Below are 20,361 nucleotides of genomic sequence, written 5' to 3'. Positions count from 1 at the left end.
GACCCGGCACATTAGAGTGTCGCGGCGTGAGCCTCGATACAGGGATCCCCCACAGCGCCCGGATCTGGAATTACTGGCTGCAAGGTAAGGACCACTTCGAGTCCGACCGGGCCGCCGGTGAGCAGATCCTGGCGCTGGTCCCGGACCTGGTGACCTCGGCCCGCGCGGACCGCGAGTTCCTGCACCGCGCGGTCGGGTTCCTGGCCGGCGAGGCCGGCATCCGGCAGTTCCTGGACATCGGCACCGGCCTGCCGAGCGCGAACAACACGCACGAGGTCGCGCAGGGGGTGGCCCCGGACGCGCGGATCGTCTACGTCGACAACGACCCGCTGGTGCTCGCCCACGCCCGTGCGCTGCTGACCAGCACCGACGAGGGCGTCTCGGACTACATCGACGCCGATCTGCGCGACCCGGGCACGATCCTCGAGGGCGCGGCCCGCACGCTGGACTTCGACAAGCCGGTCGCGATCATGCTGCTCGGCATCCTGAACTTCATCATCGCCGACGAGCAGGCCGAGGCCGTCCTCGGGCAACTGATCGACGCCGTGCCGCCGGGCAGCTACCTGGTGGTGTCGCATCCGACCACCGAGGTGCACGGCGAGGCGATGACCGAGGCGGTCCGGCTGTGGAACTCGACCGGCGGCGCCGAGATGCGGCTGCGCGACAAGGCGGGCGTCGAGTCGTTCTTCGCCGGCCTCGAGGTGCTGGAGCCGGGCATCGTCACCTGCTCGGCGTGGCGCCCCGACGCCGGGGGCGGCATCGAGGACGTTTCGCACTTCGGTGGTGTCGGCCGCAAGCCGTGACGGGCTACCGGCCGGTCGTCCGGACGAAGATGTCGGCCTTGTCGTTGGTGTCCCTGCGTACCAGGTTGGTCGCCCCCGACATGAACGCGACGGCGCTGCCGTCCGCGGTCATCGAGGCGTAGAGCGACCCGCCGTCGGTCTGCCGGCCGGACACGCCGACGCTGAGCCGCCTCGTCGTTCCGGCCCGCCGGTCGTGGAAGAAGATGTCCGAGGTGCCGTTGGTGTCCGTGTCCCCGGGGACGAGGTTCGCCGCCTCCGAGTGGTACGCGACATACCGGCCGTCGGCGCTGATCTCCGGTTCCCAGCTCGCGCCGTCACCGGACGTGATCGCCTCGGTGGTGCCCGACCAGCGGTCCCGTACGAAGAGGTCGGCCTCCTGTCGCGGGCCGGGTCCGGGCGGCGGCGAGAATGCCCGGAAGGCGACGTAGCGGCCGTTCGCGCTGATGGCCGGGTACATGCTGCCGGAGCCGTCGGACTGGGTGCCGTCCGGCGCGACACTGGCCAGGCTGGTGGTGCCCGTGCGCAGGTCGCGGACGAAAACGTCGTACCCGTCGTACGGATCGCCCGGGGTGTCGTTGGTGTCGCCGGGCACCAGGTTGGCGGCGGAGGAGGTGAACGCCACGTACCGTCCGTCCGGGCTGAGCGCCGGATCCCCGCTCCAGCCGTTGGCCTGCTCCCCCGCGCTGGACACGTTGATCCGAGTGACGGTCCCGGTCCGCCGGTCCTTCGCGAAGATGTCCATCGCGCGGTTGGTGTCGCCCGGCACCGTGGTCGGCGACGTCGACGCGAAGATCAGCATCCGGCCGTCCGCGCTCAGCTTCGGAGCGAGGACCACCCCGGGATCCGGCCCGTCGGCCGCGCTGTGCTCCTCGGTCCAGGCGCCGGTCCACCGGTCACGCACGTACAGGTATCCGGGATCCGCGACCACGGCGACGAATCGGCCGTCCGGGGTGATCGCGGCCTCCGCGGGAACGGGGACCTGAGCGGCCAGCGTGGTGGTCCCGGTCAGCCGGTCGCGCACATACAGGCCGCCGTTGCCTTCCGGAACCAGGTTGTGCGCGTACGACCCGAAGACGACGAACCGTCCACCCGAGCTGATCACCGGCCAGTAGTTGTCGCCGTCGGCCTGAGCCTCGCGATAGGAGACACTGACCCGCTCCGTGGATCCTCCGCCGGGCGCCGCGGCCGCCGCACCCCCTCCGGACAGGACAACCGTCGCCACCAGACCCATCACGGGAACGCCACGCCGCCACCTCATCGGGTCATCGTCCCCGCAGTGCACCCACCGGACCAGCGATGTGGTCGCTGTGTGCGCCTGGCGTCGAAGCCGCGTACGCCGTGCAACACCTCAACGCCGCACCCCCACTGCAGCGCTTCCCCGCCAAACCGGGCCTCTGGGCGTCGTTCGTGCACCTCGGCCGGTAAGCCGACACCCTTCTACTCGTCGCGCGGCCGGCGGTGCCAGCGCAGCGGGCCCGGGTGCACCGTCCACCAGGCGCGCCGCCACCAGGAGCGGTCCTGCCGCAGCGCGTCCGCGTAGGCCACCACCTGGTCGGCGGCCCGTCGCGCCTGGGCCTCGTCGGCCATGCCGGGCGCGAACTCGGTCGTGTTGATCCCGTCGACCAGGCCGTCCAGGGCCGGCAGATCGGCCGGTTGCGGTGGTGGGGCCGCGCGGCGCAGCATCGGGCGCGGGACGACTGCCGCGTGCGCGGCCGCCTCGGTGGCGGCCAGATGCTGGGGTACGGGCTTGCCGGCCAGCCGCAACGCGTCGGTGAACTCGAGCCACGCCCCGGCGATGCGCTCGTCCGGCGGCCCGTCGGTGAGACGCTTGCGCCGCAGGCCCCGGCGCAACGTCACGATCGCGAACGCGGCCACCGCCAGCAGCAGGAACGCCGACCCGGACGCGCCACCGGCCAGCACCACCGTTGACGGGCCGCCGTCGCCGCGATCGGCGAGCACCGCAGGGCCGGCCGACTGGCTGGGCTCGTCGCTGGGCGGCGGCGCCTCGGACGGCGGGGGCGGCGGCGTGGTCGGTTTCGGGGTGAAGTCCTCCTCGACCGGGCGCGGGTCCTTGCTCTTGGGCATCGGGTCGAACGCCACCCAGCCCAGGTCGTCGAAGAGGACCTCGGGCCAGGCCAGCGCGTTCGCGGCGGTGACCCGGCCGCCGGCGGGCACGTCGAAGCCGACCACGACCCGGCTGGGCAGGCCGGTCAGCCGGGCCAGCAGGGCGTACGACGCGGCGAACTGCTCGGAGGTACCCACCTGTCCGCCGCGGTCGCGCGGGCCGAACAGGAAGTACTCCAGGTTGGGGTAGGCGTGCCCGCTCGGCGCGTCGCTGACCTTGCGGTAGTGCTCGGCCAGGAACTCCTCGATGGCGGTGGCCCGGTCGAAGGCGGCGCCGTTGCCTTCCTGGAGCTGTTCGGCGAGCCGCTGGATGGGCTCGGGGACGTTCGCGCCGACGGCCAGGAAGCGGGCCACCGTGGCACCGGTCGGCGAATCCGCCTCGGGCAGCAGGTTGAGGTCGGCGGTGGGCCGTTCGGAGGTCACCGAGTAGCGCACGCCGGGCCGCAGCTCCTCCGGCCGGATCAGGGTGCCGGTGGCCGGGTCGTACGCCACCCGGGCGCCCTCGACCTCGCTGGGCGTCGGGACGACCGGCAGCAGCCGCCCGGTCAGCCCGTCCACCGTGATCTCCTGCTTGACCTCGTCGACGGTCGCGCCGGCCGGGGCGGCTTGCGTCGGCAGCACCCGTCCCGCGTTGCGGTAGGTGGCGCCGACCCGCCACGTGGCCCCGTCGTAGTCGGACAGCACCGCCAGGCGCAGCCGGATCTTGTCGGTGGACGACTCGACCGAGAGCAGAGGTTCGTCGGGGGTCAGTGCCCAGCCGGAGATCCGGTTGAGCGGGCTCTCGTCCAGGCTGTCCACCTGCGGCGGCTGGACGTATCGGCGCGGGTCGACCGGGGTCGCCGAGACGTGCCCCGCGACCCACGGCCCGGCCAGAGCCACCAGCGCGACCACCACCGTCAGCCCGGCGGCCGCGCCGGCGAGCGCGCGCCCCCGCATGATCGCGCGTGTGGGAACGGGCACGTCTGCTGCGCCCGTACCGTCAAGGGGTTGGGAACTTGCCAGTGCGGCCGCGACCAGACCGGCGAAGGCGACCGACGGCCAGCCCGCGGCCGACGCGTTGGGGCCGACGACGTAGAGCGCGCCCGCGTAGAGCGCCGCGGCCGGGACGCAGCCGAGCAGGATCCGGCCGCCGCGCAGGGCGACCTCGGCGCCGGCGAGCCCCGCGAGCCAGGCGGCGACGATCGGCACGACCACCGTGTCCGGCGTCGCCTCCACCGGGATCATGGCCGTGAGCAGCCGCGGAATGCCGTTGACCAGGGAGTCGCGGACGATGGACAGCAGCGGGTCGGTGAGCGCGGCACGGTCCGCGGCGACGTTCAGCGCGAACAGCGTGTAACCGGCGAGCAGCAACACGGACGCCGGAGCGGCGGTCCACGACGGCAGCCGGCGCACCCCGACGGAGACCGCGACCGAGCCCAGCGCCGCACCCGCGACCAGTCGCAGCAGCAGGTCGTCGGCGTAGATCCGCCCCAGGACCAGGCCGGACAGCGAGATCAAGAGCACGAGCACGAGGGGTACGACCGCAGCCCGCAGCCACCTCACCATCCGCGGACACCGTCCCAGGCGCCGGCGAACTCGAGCCCGTCGGCCGCCTCGACGACGATCATCCCGTGACCGGCGGTGACCGGGGCGGCGTCGCGGTCGCCGAACAGCCCCGCGATGACGACCGGGTAGGGGCCCCGCAGGGCGCCCACCGCGCCCAGGTCGTGCCGGCCGCCGGGGCCGGTGAGGAAGACCAGCGTGTCGCCGAGCCGCTGGGTGCGCAGGTGGCGGACCTTCGGCGTGAGGTCACCGTCCTCGAGCTCGACCTCGGTGAGCACGTCCAGGTAGGGCCCGGTCTTCTCCTGGCTGACCAGGTGCAGCCCGATCGTGAGGTCCTCGCGGACGGCGGCGGCGATGATCGATGCGGCCGCCTCGCACGCCGACTCGAACGTCTCGGGATCGGGGTGCGCCTGGGTGCGGTCGTCGAGCAGCACCACGATGGTCGGCTCGCTGGTGTCGAGCTGCTCGCGCACCATCAGCTCGCCCACCTTCGCCGAGCTGCGCCAGTGCACCCGGCGCATCTCGTCGCCGACCACGTACTCCCGCAGCGAGTCGAACGTGATCGTGCCGTGCGGCACCTTGTCGATCCGGCCGTCGAGGCTGCGCGACAGGCCGGCCGGCACCGCCCGCAGCAGGTGGATGCGCGGATGCACCCAGACGGTCGTGGTCCCGCCGTAGCCGCGGGCCAGCTCGATCAGTCCCAGCGGGTCGGAGCGCCGTACCTGCAGCGGGCCGACCGGCACGACACCGCGGCGTTCGGTGGGGACCGCGTACGTCTCGGTGGTGTCCTTGCCGGGACGCAGCCGCAGCAGCGGAACCGGCACGTCACGGCCGCCGCAGCGGTCGACCGCGACCAGGCTGGCCGCCCGGAACCGGCTGGCGTTGTGCACGGTCAGGTTCATGGTCGCCGGGTCGCCGCGGGCCACCCGGTCCGGGTCGGCGTGCCGGTCGACCTTGAGGGTGGGACGCCACAGCGCGAAGACGACCGCCATCGCGGCGGCCAGCACCGCGGCCACGCCGATCACGACCAGGTCCGGGTACCCGAACCGGAACCCGGCCAGGAGCAGCACGACCGCCGCGGCGGCGACGCCGTAGCCGCGGGCGGTGACGCCTCTCATACGCGCTGGTTGTCGGGCAGCGGCACGGGCACCGACTTGATCGCGTCGTTCAGCACCTCCGCCGCGGTGACGCCACGCAGCTGCGCGTCCGGTGACAGCAGGACGCGGTGCGCGAAGACCGGCTCGACGAGCGCCTTCAGGTCTTCCGGCAGCACGTAGCCGCGCCCGCTGATCAGGGCGTAGGCGCACGCGGCACGGGTCAGCGCGATCACGCCACGGGGGCTGACGCCGACCCGGACCTGCGGGTGGTTGCGGGTGGCGGCGGCCAGCCGGACGGCGTAGATGTACAGCGGGTCGGCGATGTGCACCCGCAGCGCCATCCGCACCATCTCGCCGACGGTGGCCGTGTCGGTGACCGCCTCAAGGGTGTCCGTCGAGCGGTTCGCCGCCCCGCGCAGCACCTCGACCTCGACGTCCTCGTCCGGGTAGCCGACGGACAGCTTGACCAGGAACCGGTCGAGCTGTGCCTCGGGCAGCCGGTAGGTGCCGTCCATCTCGACCGGGTTCTGGGTGGCCACCACCAGGAACGGCTGCGGCACCGGGTGCGGCACGCCGTCGACGGTGACCCGCCGCTCCTCCATCACCTCGAGCAGCGCGGACTGGGTCTTGGGCGAGGCCCGGTTGATCTCGTCGGCGATGACGATGTTGGCGAACACCGGGCCCGGGTGGAACTCGAAGCCGCGGCTGGCCTGGTTGAAGATCGTCACGCCGGACACGTCGGAGGGCAGCAGGTCGGGCGTGAACTGGATGCGCCGCCACTGGCCCCGCACGCTGGCCGACAGGGCCCGGGCGAGCGTGGTCTTGCCGACGCCGGGCACGTCCTCGAGCAGGACGTGCCCCTGCGCGAACAGCGCGGTGAGGGCGAGCCGGACGACCTCCGGCTTGCCCAGCACGATTGAGCCGATCCGCTCCGCGAGCTGCGCGGCGACCTGGGCGAAGCCCTGGATGTGCTGAGGCGGCAACGGTTCTGTGGTCATGTGGTGCGTACCGCCTAGCAGGTGGGCAAGTCGTTGATGTCGTCGCCGCCGTCGAGGTTGATCCACGCCCACGGGATGTAACCCGAGTTGATCTTGACCCACCAGGTGCTGCGCTTGTCGTGGTTGTAGATGTAGGCGTACACCGACTCGCCGGACTTCTTGCAGAGCGCCTTGAGCCGGGTGCCGGGCCTGGCCCAGCCGGTCTGCTTGCTGTCGTCCTGCCGGGTGACCGAGAAGATCTCGTTGCCGTTGCGGCCGTCCCGGTCCTTGTCGCAGTAGGTGGCGGTCTCGCCGTTCTCGCCGTTGTTGCAGGTGGCGGTGCCGAGGAGGTCCTCGGTCTCGATGTCGCGCTTCGCGTCGACGTAGCCGGCCGCGTTGCGGGCCCGGACGGTGAACTCGTAGGTGGTGCTCGGCTTGAGCCCGGTCACCTTGAGGCTGGAGCAGCTGCCGTCGGCCGACCCGGCGCCGGTCGCCTTCACCGTGCAGGACGCCGTGCCGCCGCCCGCGTCCACGCTGAAGGTGATGGTGCCGGTGTTGAACGTCGACGACCCGCCGGTGATGGTCACCTTCGGCATCGCCACGGTCCGGGCGGTCGCGGTGCCCGGCTCGCTCTCCCCCGCCTCGTTGACCGCGCGCACCTCGACCTTGACGGTCTGACCGTCGGCGAACCCGTCCATGGTGACGGTGTTGCCGCCGGTGACGTCGACCGAGCGGCCGCCGGCGGTGACCACGTACTTGGTGATCGGCCGGCCGTTCTCCGCCGACGGCGACCAGGACGCCTTGATCGCGCCCTTCTTGCCGCCGACCGTGGCCGCGTCCACGTTCCCCGGCTTCTCCGGCTTCGCGAACGGCACCACGCTGTTGCTCACCGGCGACGCCTTGGATCCGGCGCCCCGCTCGTTGATCGCGACCACGGTGAACGCGTACTGCTTGCCGTACTCGAGCTCACCGGCCTTGATGGCCAGTTCCGCCCCGTCGGCCTCGCCGGCCGGAGCGCTGCCGCCCTCGGAGATCGCGGTCACCGAGTACCGCTTGATCTCCAGGCCCTGCCCGTTGGCCGGCGGCCACGACACGACGACCGAGCCGTCCGCCTTGGCCTGCGCCGTCGCGGCGGTCGGCGCGTCCGGCACCTCGGCGGTCGGCTTCACCGGGTTGCTGCTCTTGGAGGGCCCGTCGCCCTTCTTGTTGACCGCGTGCACCTCGAACCGGTACGTCTGCCCGTTGACCAGCCCCGTGACGTTCACCGACCGCTGGTTGGCCCCCACCTGGAAGGATTTGCCGTCGCCGGTGACCACGTAGCGGGTGATCGGCGCGCCGTTCGGGTTCGCCGACTGCCAGGAGACCCGGACCTCGGCGTTGCCGGCGGCCGCCCGCACGTTGCGCGGCGCACCCGGCTTGGCGACCTCGGGCTTCTTCGGCTTCGGCGGCGGCGGGGGTGAGTCCGGCAGCGGCGGGGTGTCGCCGCCGAGCACGTCGTCGGCGTACTTGTCGACGGTCCGCACCCGGTGCGCGTTGTCGACCACCCGCGCGGTCGAGGCGCCCGGCGCGTTGATGAACAGGTAGTTCTCGCGCACCTCGAGCTCCAGCGGCCCGCCCGGGTTCGGCACGTCGATGCTCTTCTGCTCGCGGCCCTGCGAGTCGAACACGTGAACCTTGCCAGTGTCCTCCTCGGCGACGTAGAAGAAGCCCTCCCACGCGACCGCGGCCTGCAGCTGCGGCCCGTCACCCGGCACCTGGAAGCTCGGCCCCGGCTTGCCGTCGCGCACGGTGTAGACCTGCCGCGCGTCCGGCACGGTCACCGGGATCGACAGCCCCCACGTCTGCGGGGCCACGGTGCCCGGCCCCGCCAGCGGCAGCTGCGTCGTCTTCTTCTGCTCGCCGCGCACGGTGGTCAGCGCGTTCGTCGTCCGGTTGAGCACCGCCACGCCGTCCTCCAGCGTGGAGAGCGCCAGGTCATGGCTGGGCGGCGCCACCGAGGTCGTGGCCACCTGCGTCGGCCCCGCGGCCCCGGCCGCTCCCCCGCCCTGAGGCGAGTCGGAGGCGATCGGCGCGGCGGTGATCGCCGACACGGTCCCCTGACTGGGGACGCCGATCCACAGCCGCCCCTTGCCGTCGAAGACCCCGCCGGTGATGCCCGGCGGATAGTTCAGAGGTTGCCCGATCGGCGTCAGGTAGCGCGGGTCGAGCTGCCGCACCACACCACGCACGGCGTCGACCACGAAGGCCGCGTCCTCGTGCAGCGCGACGCGGACCCCGAGCCCCGAATTGGTAGGAGTGGTCGCGAACACCTTCAACGAGGTCAGGTCCATCGAGCTGATCACGCCGGAGTTGACGTCCCGGTAGATCACGAACCGGTCGTTCTGCGAGATCTGCATCGTGTGGCCACGGGCCGTCGGCACGTCGACCCGGGTGTCCACCTTGGCGGTCACCCCGTTGACCCGCGCGACCTCACCCTTGCCCTTGCTCCACACCCAGGAGGCGGCGTCGAAACTGGCGACGGCCTGGTCGGCGGCGCCGAGCCCGAGCACGGTCAGCCCCAGCCCCGTCACGAGAGTGAGGACTGTACCGATCGTGACGAGACCGCCACGCGTACGCCACGGGGCCTTCGATGTGGTCACAGCCTGCGCGTCCTCCCCGTAGAGCGTCCGGAACGGGGGCCATCATAGGGGTGGATCGACTGTTGCGGACACCCGGCGAATCACGCCTGTGGATAACCATGATCGCTAAGCGTGATCATCAGCCGGTCTTCCCGGGCTCAGGCCTGCTGGTGCAGGACTGCTCGCTCGGGGAGAAGGAATTGACCCCGTAGACCGCCACGACGGCAAAGCAGTAATCCAGTTGATCATTGAGTCCGCGCAGCTCAAACCGTGTTTGCCCAGGCCCGACCTCGCCCATCGGCTTGAGTACCTCCCCCGGGTGTCCGCCAGTGATCAGCGTGGATGTCTTCCCGTCACTCGGGTCTGTCCAGGTGATCTCGACGGACGTCCCGTAGTCGCGCACCTGCACTCCGGCCGGCGCCGGGCCTCCCCCAAGAGTTGGCACATCTGAATCTTTACCGTCATCTTTGTCACCACGGTCGGCCAGCACGAAGACCAGCGCGATCACCGCGAGACTCACGGCCAGGACCGCGGCCACAGCCGCAAAGATCGCCGGCCCCTTCCTCGAGTACGCGGACACGGGCGCCGCGGGTGCCTCGGTCTTGCCGGCTGCTATCCGTGGGGACTCGCCGCCCCCGAAGGGCCGATGAACGGCGAGGTCATCGAACGGGCGATAGGGCTCGGGCGTCCCCGGCCAGCCGCCACCTTGAGCCGGCCCGTTCGCCGTGGGTCCGGTCTGCGCGGGCCAGCCACCGCCTTGCTGCGCGCTTTCCACCGGCGCGGTTTCTACCGGCGCGGTTTCCACCGGCGCGCTCTCCACCGGCCCTCTCTCCACCGGCCAGCCAGTCTGCATCGGCGCCTGGCTGACGGGCGCCTCCCGCTTGAGTGACGCCTGCGGATACTCCTCAGGCAACGGCGGAGTCTGCGCTCCCGGCACCCGCCGAACCAGCGGAGTCCCACCCTGCCGAGGAATGATCGGCTCAGCACTGACTTCCCGGGGCGCGGCCAAGGACGCGATGTCCCGCTGCGGCGCGACCTCCGGAGCCATCTCCGGCACAGGCGCGGAGTGCGCGATCGCTCCATGATTGCCCGCGAGGTAGGCCCGAGCCTTCAAGACGGCCCAGTGACCGTCCCCCAGCACAGGCTTCCCGAGTTCGACAACCCGCCCGAGCGCCTTACGGGCCTCATGCCGATTGCCAAGCTCCTCAGCGACCACCCCCAGATCGAAGGAGATCTCCAGCATGAGCGGATCAGCGTCCCCCAGCCGCCACTGCCCAGCCGCGTAGGCCTCTTCCAGCACCCGCCGAGCAGCAGAGGGGTCATCAGCCATCTGATGAAGCCGAGCCAAGTGATGGGCAGCCCCCAGCACCCCCGGATCATCCTCACCGAGATTCGCCCGCCCCAACGAGACGGCATGCTCAAGCATGGCGATGGCCCCACCCGGATCACCCTGCTCAGCCAGATACTGAGCACGCTGCCGGGCAGGCTCCAGCGGAGAAGGCTGCGACACCCGAGCCATGCTGCCGCGATCCCCCGTTCCCCGCCACACCCAAACGTCAGAACGTCCCTTTTTGCCCGTTCCCTCTTTCCCCGGCGGGCCGCCGCGCAGGCCCCAAGGGTGTCCGTGTAAAGTTCTCTCTCGTGCGGCTCGAAGGGGCTGCGGATACCGGGATAAACCCACCTTCCGCTTCCCGCTAGGCTGTAGTGCAGGTCCGGGTGGCGGAATGGCAGACGCGCTAGCTTGAGGTGCTAGTGCCCTTAACGGGCGTGGGGGTTCAAGTCCCCCCTCGGACACCAGTTCGAAGCATTCGTGCTTTATTCGACGTACGGGTGGTCAGGTGCCTCTGACCACCCGATTTCTGTTCCTCCAACCCGATCAGAATCGGTCACTCCCCCACGACTGGGGCTGGTCCGATGACTGACCACATCCCACCGGACCTGATCCCCGCCGTCTCGTTGCCCGATCGCGAGCAGGCCGCCCGCTGGCGGCCGACCACCCCGCTTGCCCGCCGCCCTCTGCCGCTGCTCGCACTGGCCGAAAAGCGGACCGGCGACGCCGTGTACGGCCTGAGCACGATGGACAGCGGCGGCCGCATCACCGACCGAACCATCGTGAACGCTCTCGGCTGGCAGGCTGCGAGCCGCTTCTCGTTGCACTTACACGGCAAGCTTGTCTGCCTCGAGAGTGACGACACGGGAATCTTCAAAGTGCGTCAGAACCTGGCGCTTCACCTACCGGTCGCGGCACAACGCTGGTGTGAGCTGACGGCCGGATGCCGTGTCCTGCTGGCGGCCTACCCACAAGGTGGCCTGCTCGTCGTCCATCCACCGGTGGTGCTCGACGAGGCGATCGGCCGGATCCACGCCCAGGCGCTGGCCGGTGATGGGGATGGGTGAGGCCGGCCAGGCGGAGCTGAACGCGGCCCGGCTGTTGCTCGAGCGGATCGGCGTCTCCCCGCTGGACCTGCTCGCAGATGTGCAGGGAAAGTCGTCGGCCCCGACGTTCGACGACTACGTGCCGGTGGTGATGGCGTCGTTGACGGCTGGAACGCGCAAGTCGTACGGGACATATCTGCATCGGGCGGCCGAGCGGTGGGGGTCACGGCCGATCGACTCGGTGAGCCCGTCGGAGATCCGCAGCTTCTTGGCGGATCTGCTGGCGGCGATGCAGGTGCGCCGCAACGCGCGGGGTGGCCGGGGCACGCAGGAGAACGCGATCGCCGCGTTGCGGTGCCTGTATCGGCGGGCGACCGCGGACGGATTCATGCGTGAGACTGACAATCCGGCGTTGAAGGTGTCCAAGCCGAAGCGATTGCCGAGTACCCGGCGGGCGTTGCCGGACGCCCAGCTGCAGGAGATCAACGTCGCGGCGGTCAGCGGCGGGGACGACCCGGAGCTGGACGGGTTGCTGGTGCGGTTGCACACGGAGACGGCGTGCCGGCGGGGTGGCGCTCTCTCGTTGCGTCCCGAGGATCTTGACGTCGAGCAGTGCTTGATCTTGCTGCGGGAGAAGGGTGGGACGTTCCGCTGGCAGCCGGTGTCGCCGACCCTGATGCGTCACCTGCAGCAGCATGGGGAACAGCGTGGCGCAGTGTTCGGGACGGCGCTGCTGCGGTATCGCGATCGTCACGCGCTGACCTACCGGCACTACGACCATCTGTGGGTGCGTATCGGGAAGGTCGTTCCGTGGGTGGCGTCGCAGCAGATCAGCACGCATTGGTTGCGGCACACGACGCTGACCTGGGTGGAACGCAACTTTGGGTACGCGATTGCGCGGGCGTATGCAGGTCATTCCGAAGGTGTCGGCGGAGACGTCGGCGCGACAGCTGCGTATGTGAGGGCCAGCATGCAGGAGTTGGCGCAGGCATTGTCGGCGCTGACGGGCGAGCAGCATCCACTCGCAGCGGTGGTCCCCCGATGAGTAAAGACCACCGCGGGCACCTCGAAGTCGGTTCTCCGTACCGGTCGCGGTGGCCAGGGCGAGGGGGTGCGGTCCGCCAGTGAGGGCGGCCAAGGCCCGGGCGACTTCTTCTGTGTCGGCTTTGACGTAGACAGCGAACATGCCCGGGCCGCGGTCGCTGTCGTGGCCGGCGAAGACGTGGGCAACGGCGTGTCGGGGATGGCGTCCAGCGCGGCAAGAGGGGTGAGCTCGGCATTCGAACAGCTCGCCTGTCCCCCCAGGCCGGCCCCGCGCTCTGTTGACCATGTCCTGGTCGCCGTAGGCGGTCTCTTGATCGGTGATTGGGGACGCTCAGTTCATCGATCGATGGTGCTTGGGGACTGCGCCTCGAAGTCGATCAGAGGAATGGCATCCCGCGCCGCGGTACGTCGATGCCAGACGAAGAGACCGTGTGGACCACTGCACAACTCGCTGTGCATCCTAGGATCCTGGCATGAAGGGCAACCTCCTGTGCGCTATCGCCGTGACGGCGTGCCAGCCCCACGAAGGCCGCCTTGCCGTACCCGTCGTACGGCCCTGGCCACCGCGGGATCTACCGGTCTGTCATCGAACGGCTCTACAGCATGCTTCTCAAGCAAACGCACGATCTGGTCGTGCGTGAAGTAACGGCGACGCGCGATGTGGATGTGCTCGATCCGCTCAGCTCGGCACTGATCAGCGAGCCACCTCGGCGATACCCCAAGGAGCTCAGATACTTCAGCGACGGTGTATTTGAGCTTCTCCCCCGCTGCCTCCGAGCCGGGCTGCCCAGACGTCGTCTTGGAAATCGCGATCCAACTACGCAAGAACTTCTCGAGATCACCGATTCCGAGCTGCGCCGCCAGCTCGGAGACAGTGTCACCGAAGTTCGACGTAGACTTCCTTCCCACCACGAATTCCTTCCAGCAGCATCGATGACCCCCACACTTCAACGATCGACACATAGGAATAGATGCTGTTCAGCGCGCTCCACGACCCCCACACTGCCAGTTCGATGTTATACTGGGCGTAACCAGCACGTTTGTACTGAACCGCTGGTCAGAGCGCTTTCATCCTGCCGGTTCTTACGCTCAGTAGGAGCCGACATGCCCCGTTGGTGTTCGCATGCGTACACCTGTTCGGCCTACCTTCCGATGCATGGCATCGATGAAGAAGCGTGGGCGATCGTTCGAGGTTCGATGGCGTTCGGGTCGCCAGGGCGGCTGGCAGACCTGCACTTTCGCGGACGGAAAACTTGCGGAGGCGGCCCAGAACCTGGCGACCGCGCGCGGTCACAAGATCAGCGACACGGACGTCTACGTCGCGATCTTGGGCATGAAGGACGAGGTCGAGGAGGACCTCGGCGAGGACGAAGCGGTCCCCACCGCTCCGCTGCTAAGGGACTGGATCGAAGAGTGGCTGACTCTGAAGGTCGACGTGGTCCCGCGTACTCACAAGGAGTACGCCCGGCTGCTCCGGGCTCGGGTGGTACCCGAGCTGGGCGACCTGCGCGTTGACGAGATTGATCGCGACCAGCACCTCGATCCATGGAAGGTGAAACTGTCGTCGGAACTGATGGCTGCCGGCGTGACGAAGCACTGGTCGGTGCTGAGCATGGTTATGCGTGACGCCGTTCCGCGATTCCGGGCTGACAATCCGCTTCAGCGTCGACCCGGACACCGCAGCAACGGTTTGCCGAAGGTACACAAGTACAACGCCTGCTTCTTGTCTACCGAAGAGGCAGACCTCTTGGTCGCGGCTTGTCCCGATGCGATTCGGGACCTCGTGAAGGTGGCTTTGGGCACGGGGATGCGTATGGGCGAGCTGTTCGGTCTGCGCGTGGGTGCCGTTGACTTGCGCGTTGCGCAGCCGGTCGCTTACGTCGAGCAGACGTTGGATCGCGGCGGCAATTTCGCGGAGCCGAAGTCGGAGAGGTCACGGCGTCCGGTTCAATTGCCTGGCAGTGTGAGTGATCTTCTCGCCGAGCGGATGCGGGGCAAGCGCCGAGGTGATTTGATCTTTACGTCGCCGGGCGGGAAGCCGTGGGACTCCAACAATTTCCGTTCTCGTTATTGGTACAAGGCGGTGGCTGCGGCTCAACGCTGTCGTGTGCATCCGCCGGTGCCGCCCAAAGTCGGCAACGGGAAGAAGGTACGTCGTGTCAGCGATCTTGCGGTTTCCACATGCGACTGTACGACGCGGCTGCATCAGCGGCCTCGGTTTCATGACTTGCGGCACTCGCACGTTGCTTACCTCATTGATGCCGGCTGGGACTTCTTCGTTATTCAGCATCACATCGGGCACGCTTCGATCAAGACGACGTTCGACGTGTATGGACATCGCTTGACTCGTGGAGACAAGGCTCGCCTCAAGGCGCTTGATGAGCGGCTGCCGGGTGGCTCCGTGGCGAAGTCTCGCGGGTCGGGCAAGGGCGGGAAGAAGGTGAAGAAGCCTAAGCGCGATAGTTCGAGTGGCGTTGCTGGCCTCGATCAGGCGGCCTGATGCGTCCTCCTTCGCAGCATGCATATGGGTGGTGCGTGGGCGATGAACTCGGTCGTTCACGCATCATCCGCTCTTATTCACTTGTTTCTTGGTCTGCAATTCACATAATGAAGGTGTGGCAGTAGTGGGTGGGCAGGAGCTTCGGCAGCGTTCGCGTGGCCAGGACTGCCTGCGGTGCGGACGGGTTGATCAGCTGGTGAGCGTTCCCGTCGCTGTGCGGGACGGACGTATTACCGGCGAGGTGCGTGGCAGCGTGACTGGACGGTACGGCTATGACGTGCCTGTTCGCGGCCGGGTTGTTCATGTCAGTGCCTTGGCCCGCGCGTTGGCCGCGCCGCAGCGACCGCATACAGCAGCAGTGCCGGCGGTCGCGTTGGGTATTTCGGCGTTTCTGGCACTTTGGAATCTTCAGTTGGTTGCGTTGAATCCGGGTGGCGGTTCGGCGTGGTTCGGGCTGCTCTTCTTCGCTGCGATAGCGGCGGGAAGCGGCTGGTTGTTGCGGGTGCGGCAGCGGCGACTTCGGGTGCTGGGCCCGTTGGTCGATAACGCGATGATGCTGTGGCGGGTGTCGTGGTATTGCCGCCGATGTGGCGTCGTCAGCGTCTACGGGCCAGGCGAGCCGGTGGCCGTTGCGGCAAGCGGTCTCGCTGGTGTGCTGGTCTCGATGGCCGAAAGTGGGCGTCGACAGAACGGGCAGTCTGCGCGGCCGCGGTCCGCCGGTGTTCGGCAGTAGCTCAAGTCGAGCGGCACATTCTGCGGGCTCTGACGGCGTTGCCGCAACGCGATAGACCGTCGAGGTTTATAGCCGGCGTCATTGGTCTGCCTTTGGCGTTGGAGACTTGGTCAACGCCTGTGGCGACTCACGTATGTCCGCGCGTTTCGACTATGGTGGAAGCTGATTCGGCGGCGACTGAACTGGTCGCGAAAACGGGAGTGTTGATTACATGGCGAAGCAGGTCATTACCCTCTTGACAGACGATCTCGACGGGGGCGAGGCCGATCGCACCGTCGAGTTCGGGCTTGACGGGGTCAACTACACCATCGATCTGTCGGAGAAGAACGCCGGCAAGTTGCGTAAGGTTCTCGACCCCTACCTCGAGAAGGCAACCAGGGTCGGCCGAGGGGCGCCGTCCGGTCGTATCGGGTCCCGTACCGCTGCGGCTCAGCCCAGCAGGTCCAGCCGTGACCAGAACCAGGCGATCCGGGAGTGGGCGAAGAAGAACGGGCACGAGGTCTCTGAACGAGGTCGGATCCCGAGTTCCGTCGTCGAGGCGTTCCACTCCCGCTGAATCTCAGCGGGACAGCCCCGTCCCAGACAGTCGACACGAGACGTCGTTGCGAATTTCCACTCGGGAGAACTCGCAACGACGTTTCAACACAACTCGTCGATCCTGTCGTCTTCCGCTCGGCCTGGGCGGAGAGCCGACAGTTTCCGACGGTTCGTCGGCCGACAGGCTCCGACACGATCGGCGATACACACAACCCTGCAGCCGGCCCGGCTAAGGGCGGCGTGGTCCACCCGCGCGGTGCGCCAGCGGACCAGCGCCTTGACCTGGGCATGGGCCAGCCTGTAAGTGGGGCACTCGTCGCGGCCGTAGTAGCGCTTGTTCGTCTGGTGGGGGGCGAGTGGGCTCGCCCGGACCCGGATGAAGACGACGCCGCGGGTCTCATCGTCTGGGTCGACCAGTTCATGACATTCGACGTGAAGCGGCGGGTCAAAGGTGCGGTTGGCCTGCTCCACCCCCTCGATGAAACCGGCGAGCGCGAACGGCCTCAACCGAACCGCCTACGCGTCGTCTTGTCCTCTTCGACCCCGACAGTCAGTACACCGCTGTCGATGGCGAGGGTCGCGCAGAGCCGTCAGGAGAGTCGGCGCTCTTCGGCCAGCTGGGCAACGAGCCCGGAAGTGCTGGCGATCAACGTGACCGCTTGAGCTCTGCTGTACTCGTAACCCTTGGTTCCTTCTTCCTTGTGCAAGGCCCCTGACAGGCCCGCGAACAGGTCTTCAGCGAAGAACGCGAACCTTTCCGGCACCGTGCGCTTGAGTTCTGGCCTGGGGTCCTGATCTGCGGCTTCGCGCCTCTTGACGTTTCGCACGATGTTCGCGGTCTTCCACGCTTTCCGGACCGTCTCGAGCGCCTTACGTGCGGCGAGCAGCGCCGCGTTAATGTTGTTGCCGAGCAGCTCAGCCTTCGCCTTCTCGAGTTCTTGCTCAGCATTGGCGTAATCCGTGCCGCCGTCCAACGGCACAAAGACTTCGAAGAAGCCGCCGCGCCGCGCATCGGCCAAACGTCGCAGCCAGATGCCGGACTCGACGCCGATGCTGAGGTCAGCACCGGCCTGGAACAGCCGTGAAGGTGTTTTGTCAACGTAAGAGACGCGAATCGCAACGGTCAGCCAGAAGTCGCAACCGGCACGGAGCTCGTCAATGATGCGCAGCTGATCGTCGCGGACGAAGCCATGCATCTGGAATCCGTACGTCTTCTCAACGGCGGTGATGAGATGAGCCGCCTCAAGTTCACATACATACAGGCGATCCTGCTGCGGGACCCGAACGCTGACGAAGAGGCTCGCGGCGACGCGCAGGCGCACCTGATCGGCGGGTGTGGGCTCCTCACCCTCAGCGGGCTGGATCGCTACACGATCGATTGCCAGGTCCAGGGTCAGCCTGGCACCACCGATGCCGGGGTCAAGGCGGAACTTGTCACTGGCAGTGACCTGAAGGCTGTCTCGATTTTCGAGGCTGATTGAAGCAGGCATAGGGGTGTCGTCGTCTTTCTTGGGTGGACCGTGATGCACCACTGTGCACTTGTGTGAAGGGTTAGCACCAGCTCATTCGCAGTCGACATGCTCCGTGTTCTAGCCGATTCCCTCAGAAGCGGTCACGCACAGCGCAACCTCGGCCCGGGCATCGCGCTGCGGAGGCAGCCCGGCGAGTTGACCACCTCCGGGTGATCCCTGACGTCCAAAACGTGATTCCACCGGCTACGGTTTCGGCCGTGGAGAAGCCGCCATCGAAGAGCGCAGGTCGCGAGGTCACCGAGAAGGCCATCGAGGCCGGCCTGAATCTGGTGCCGCTCGCTGGCGGGCCTCTGGGCGTCGCCTTCGCGTACGCCGTGAGTCTCACCTACAACCGCCGCATGACGAAATGGCTGGAGGGCCTTGCGGAGGCGGTCGACGACCTCGCCGCTGAGGTTGAGGGCCTGGACCTCGAGAATCTAGCGGCCAATGACAACTTTGTTGATGCTGTCACGTCTGCGACGCAAGCTGCAACCCGAACCCATCAGGCATTGAAGATCGCCGCACTCCGCAACGCTGTCCTGAACAGTGCTCTCCCAGGCGCGCCAGACGCCGACATGCAGTTGATCTTCCTACGCTGGATCGAGGACTACACCTCCGCCCATCTGCAAATCCTCACGCTCCTCAACGACCCAGAAGCGTGGTACGCCGAGCGGAACATCCACATAAAGAAAGACGTCATGGCCGGATCTCGCCGTCAGCTGGTCGAGGAAGGTATCCCAGAGTTCGCCAGCCGGCGTGAGTTCGTGGACGTGGTCGTCTCCGATCTCGCCAGTGCCGGACTCATCAAGATCAGTGGCCTCGGCGGCATGGTCACCGGAAACGGGATGTACCAGTCCGTCACGTCGGACCTGGCAGCCAAATTCATCGCGTTCATCACAGATCCGCGCCGCAACACCGCATCGTCATCTGCCTGAGGCACACGACCATCGACGGTCACTCGTCAAGCCGGACGAGAGCATCGCACCAACCGCGAGCGGCCGCTTGGCCAGTTCACCCATACGTCATTGAAAGCTCAGCGCCGAGTTCCGGCGTCGCGCGACAGTGTAGGAGACGGCGGATCGGAGCTGCACGGTCATCGCTAGAATCAGCCGCGTGCCGATCCGTTGGTCATCGATCCACGAACAGCTCGGAGAAACCCCGCGCGACCTCGACTTTGCGATGCTTCGCGCCGCGGTCGACGCGAAGCTCACCGAGACCGAAAGTCTTGATTGGAAAAAGGCCCTGCCCGCCAAGGGCGAGGAGCCAGCACGCGAGTTCGCCAAGGACGTCGCAGCAATGGCGAACACGCGGGGCGGCCTGATCGTCTACGGCGTCGAGGAAGAAAGCGGTACCGCAGCTGCGAAGGCGTTCGCCTCGATCGACAACTCTGATACCGCACAGCGTCGCCTGCGCCAGCTCGCCGCAAACGGAATTCACCCGATGGTGCCAGGCCTGCAGTGTTTGCCGCTGGAAAGCGACGACGGCACCGACAAAGTGCTCGTCCTGGCGGTCCCGCGGAGTGCCGACGCCCCGCACGTCATCGGCGTCAGGGATCGACTCGGTCTGCCGTTCCGCGACGGGGCCGGGACAGGGTGGCTACGCGAGCGGGAGATCGAGCGGGCCTACGCAGAACGCTTCGCCGGTCGGCAGGCGCAGAGCCAGCGACTCGCCGAGATGATTAACGAGACTGCCGCCATGCTGGACATGGAGCGGTCCGCGTGGCTTGTAGGGGTCTGCCGACCAAGAACTCCGCTGCCCGCGGTCGCTGATCCTCTTGCCGCGAGCGCCGTCCGAACGGTACTCGAGACCGTACTGCGCCGCACCTCAGAGATGTTCACCGCGCCCTCCCAAGAGCGGTTCCAGCTCATACGTGAGGTCGGCAACGAGGGGCTGAACCCGCGCACAGGTCTGCGACGGTGGGTCGTCCGTATCCCTACGACCCACGACACCGATATGCGATCCATGTTCGTGCACATAGAGCTCCACCATGACGGGTCGGCAGTTCTCGCCGCGCAGGTACACGGATGGGGGCGGGAGGAGCCCGAACCCGGCGTGCACAAGGTTCTCTGCCCCGTCGTTGAGAGCTTCGCGGCCGACTTCGCGGCGCTCTCCGAGACATACGCTTCGCATCTTGGCGGACAAGTCCCGATGGCCTATCAGTGCGAGCTGCTGAAACCCGAGGACCTGCCGCTCCAGGTGCTCGACCTGCATCGCCTTTCCGGCGGGATCGCCTTGGGCGGATATCAGCCCGTCCCTGGTTCCTGGACGCTCCGCCAGCTAGTACCGGTGAATGGCGAGTTCCCCATCGATGCCGACGCAGCAGACGTACGCGCCGCCGCCAGGGCGATCGCCCTAGACATCGTCAACCAATTCGGCGTTCCACGGCTCCACCTGTTCGAGTAGGTCCGCTGACCCCTTCGGCGCCAGGAGTACGTCGCTGGCCGCGGCGCAGTAACGATCCGCGGCCCGCCGTTAAGACGGCAGCAAACCGTCAAGGTG

General features: G+C 68.0%; 17 protein-coding genes and 1 tRNA gene. 9 read left to right on the top strand and 9 right to left on the bottom strand.

Going from position 1 to position 20,361, the window contains the following annotated elements; all coding sequences use genetic code 11:
- Positions 1–26: 26 nt before the first annotated feature.
- On the top strand, positions 27–803 hold the full coding sequence (locus QSK31_RS35405; protein WP_285689013.1) for an SAM-dependent methyltransferase: 777 nt from the start codon (positions 27–29) through the stop codon (positions 801–803).
- A 4-nt stretch (positions 804–807) separates the two neighbouring features.
- Here QSK31_RS35405 and QSK31_RS35400 read toward each other — a convergent pair whose 3' ends face one another.
- The 6 genes from QSK31_RS35400 to QSK31_RS35375 form a co-directional block, all read right to left on the bottom strand.
- Positions 808–2,061, bottom strand: a complete 1,254-nt coding sequence (locus QSK31_RS35400) for a TolB family protein (protein WP_285689012.1) — start codon at positions 2,059–2,061, stop codon at positions 808–810.
- A gap of 179 nt (positions 2,062–2,240) precedes the next feature.
- Positions 2,241–4,472 (bottom strand): transglutaminase TgpA family protein, encoded by a 2,232-nt coding sequence (locus QSK31_RS35395; protein WP_285689011.1) that lies wholly within the window; start codon positions 4,470–4,472, stop codon positions 2,241–2,243.
- The gene (locus tag QSK31_RS35390) at positions 4,466–5,587 is read right to left on the bottom strand and encodes a DUF58 domain-containing protein (protein ID WP_285689010.1); all 1,122 of its coding nucleotides are present in this window, start codon (positions 5,585–5,587) and stop codon (positions 4,466–4,468) included. Before QSK31_RS35390 ends, QSK31_RS35395 begins: the two co-directional genes overlap by 7 nt.
- Positions 5,584–6,564: an AAA family ATPase gene (locus QSK31_RS35385; protein WP_285689009.1), complete on the bottom strand. Its 981-nt coding sequence runs from the start codon at positions 6,562–6,564 to the stop codon at positions 5,584–5,586. Before QSK31_RS35385 ends, QSK31_RS35390 begins: the two co-directional genes overlap by 4 nt.
- Positions 6,565–6,578: 14 nt before the next feature.
- The gene (locus QSK31_RS35380; protein ID WP_285689008.1) at positions 6,579–9,182 is read right to left on the bottom strand and encodes a fibronectin type III domain-containing protein; all 2,604 of its coding nucleotides are present in this window, start codon (positions 9,180–9,182) and stop codon (positions 6,579–6,581) included.
- A gap of 118 nt (positions 9,183–9,300) precedes the next feature.
- Positions 9,301–10,671 carry a tetratricopeptide repeat protein gene (locus tag QSK31_RS35375; RefSeq protein ID WP_285689007.1) on the bottom strand — a complete coding sequence of 457 codons (1,371 nt, stop codon included), beginning with the start codon at positions 10,669–10,671 and terminating at the stop codon, positions 9,301–9,303.
- A gap of 200 nt (positions 10,672–10,871) precedes the next feature.
- Here QSK31_RS35375 and QSK31_RS35370 point away from each other — a divergent pair.
- The 3 genes from QSK31_RS35370 to QSK31_RS35360 all read left to right on the top strand — a co-directional run bounded on the left by QSK31_RS35370 (position 10,872) and on the right by QSK31_RS35360 (position 12,582).
- Positions 10,872–10,958, top strand: a tRNA-Leu gene (locus tag QSK31_RS35370).
- 159 nt (positions 10,959–11,117) lie between these two features.
- Complete coding sequence (locus QSK31_RS35365; RefSeq protein ID WP_285689006.1) at positions 11,118–11,558, top strand: hypothetical protein; 441 nt, start codon at positions 11,118–11,120, stop codon at positions 11,556–11,558.
- A gap of 34 nt (positions 11,559–11,592) precedes the next feature.
- Positions 11,593–12,582, top strand: a complete 990-nt coding sequence (locus QSK31_RS35360) for a tyrosine-type recombinase/integrase (RefSeq protein ID WP_285689005.1) — start codon at positions 11,593–11,595, stop codon at positions 12,580–12,582.
- A 494-nt stretch (positions 12,583–13,076) separates the two neighbouring features.
- Here the strand turns inward: QSK31_RS35360 and QSK31_RS48930 are convergent, their stop codons facing one another.
- Positions 13,077–13,544, bottom strand: a complete 468-nt coding sequence (locus tag QSK31_RS48930) for a helix-turn-helix domain-containing protein (protein ID WP_352244529.1) — start codon at positions 13,542–13,544, stop codon at positions 13,077–13,079.
- 193 nt (positions 13,545–13,737) lie between these two features.
- Here QSK31_RS48930 and QSK31_RS35355 point away from each other — a divergent pair, with 193 nt between their 5' ends.
- From QSK31_RS35355 to QSK31_RS35345, 3 genes are all read left to right on the top strand, one after another.
- Positions 13,738–15,081 carry a tyrosine-type recombinase/integrase gene (locus tag QSK31_RS35355; protein WP_285689004.1) on the top strand — a complete coding sequence of 448 codons (1,344 nt, stop codon included), beginning with the start codon at positions 13,738–13,740 and terminating at the stop codon, positions 15,079–15,081.
- 196 nt (positions 15,082–15,277) lie between these two features.
- Entirely contained in the window at positions 15,278–15,814 is a 537-nt protein-coding gene (locus QSK31_RS35350; RefSeq protein WP_285689003.1) for a hypothetical protein, read from the top strand.
- Positions 15,815–16,025: 211 nt separating this feature from the next.
- Entirely contained in the window at positions 16,026–16,370 is a 345-nt protein-coding gene (locus QSK31_RS35345) for a histone-like nucleoid-structuring protein Lsr2 (protein ID WP_285689002.1), read from the top strand.
- An 83-nt stretch (positions 16,371–16,453) separates the two neighbouring features.
- Here QSK31_RS35345 and QSK31_RS35340 read toward each other — a convergent pair whose 3' ends face one another.
- Together QSK31_RS35340 and QSK31_RS35335 are read right to left on the bottom strand one after the other, a co-directional pair.
- On the bottom strand, positions 16,454–16,858 hold the full coding sequence (locus tag QSK31_RS35340) for a hypothetical protein (RefSeq protein ID WP_285689001.1): 405 nt from the start codon (positions 16,856–16,858) through the stop codon (positions 16,454–16,456).
- 83 nt (positions 16,859–16,941) lie between these two features.
- Positions 16,942–17,883: a hypothetical protein gene (locus QSK31_RS35335; protein ID WP_285689000.1), complete on the bottom strand. Its 942-nt coding sequence runs from the start codon at positions 17,881–17,883 to the stop codon at positions 16,942–16,944.
- A gap of 197 nt (positions 17,884–18,080) precedes the next feature.
- On the opposite strand from QSK31_RS35335, the gene QSK31_RS35330 reads away from it, so the two are divergent.
- Positions 18,081–18,797 carry a hypothetical protein gene (locus tag QSK31_RS35330; protein WP_285688999.1) on the top strand — a complete coding sequence of 239 codons (717 nt, stop codon included), beginning with the start codon at positions 18,081–18,083 and terminating at the stop codon, positions 18,795–18,797.
- Positions 18,798–18,975: 178 nt separating this feature from the next.
- Entirely contained in the window at positions 18,976–20,265 is a 1,290-nt protein-coding gene (locus tag QSK31_RS35325) for an AlbA family DNA-binding domain-containing protein (RefSeq protein WP_285688998.1), read from the top strand.
- Positions 20,266–20,361 lie beyond the last annotated feature (96 nt).

The sequence above is a fragment of the Actinoplanes sp. NBRC 103695 genome (genome assembly GCF_030269485.1).
Lineage (GTDB): Bacteria > Actinomycetota > Actinomycetes > Mycobacteriales > Micromonosporaceae > Actinoplanes.
This window is presented reverse-complemented; position numbering and strand designations above follow the sequence as displayed.

What these genes read in the sequence shown, in the direction of transcription:
- QSK31_RS35400 (WP_285689012.1), bottom strand. Translation starts at nt 2,061, where the DNA reads ATGAGGTGGCGGCGTGGCGTTCCCGTGATGGGTCTGGTGGCGACGGTT.
- QSK31_RS35395 (WP_285689011.1), bottom strand. Translation starts at nt 4,472, where the DNA reads ATGGTGAGGTGGCTGCGGGCTGCGGTCGTACCCCTCGTGCTCGTGCTC.
- QSK31_RS35390 (WP_285689010.1), bottom strand. Translation starts at nt 5,587, where the DNA reads ATGAGAGGCGTCACCGCCCGCGGCTACGGCGTCGCCGCCGCGGCGGTC.
- QSK31_RS35385 (WP_285689009.1), bottom strand. Translation starts at nt 6,564, where the DNA reads ATGACCACAGAACCGTTGCCGCCTCAGCACATCCAGGGCTTCGCCCAG.
- QSK31_RS48930 (WP_352244529.1), bottom strand. Translation starts at nt 13,544, where the DNA reads ATGTGTCGATCGTTGAAGTGTGGGGGTCATCGATGCTGCTGGAAGGAA.
- QSK31_RS35355 (WP_285689004.1), top strand. Translation starts at nt 13,738, where the DNA reads ATGGCATCGATGAAGAAGCGTGGGCGATCGTTCGAGGTTCGATGGCGT.
- QSK31_RS35345 (WP_285689002.1), top strand. Translation starts at nt 16,026, where the DNA reads ATGGCGAAGCAGGTCATTACCCTCTTGACAGACGATCTCGACGGGGGC.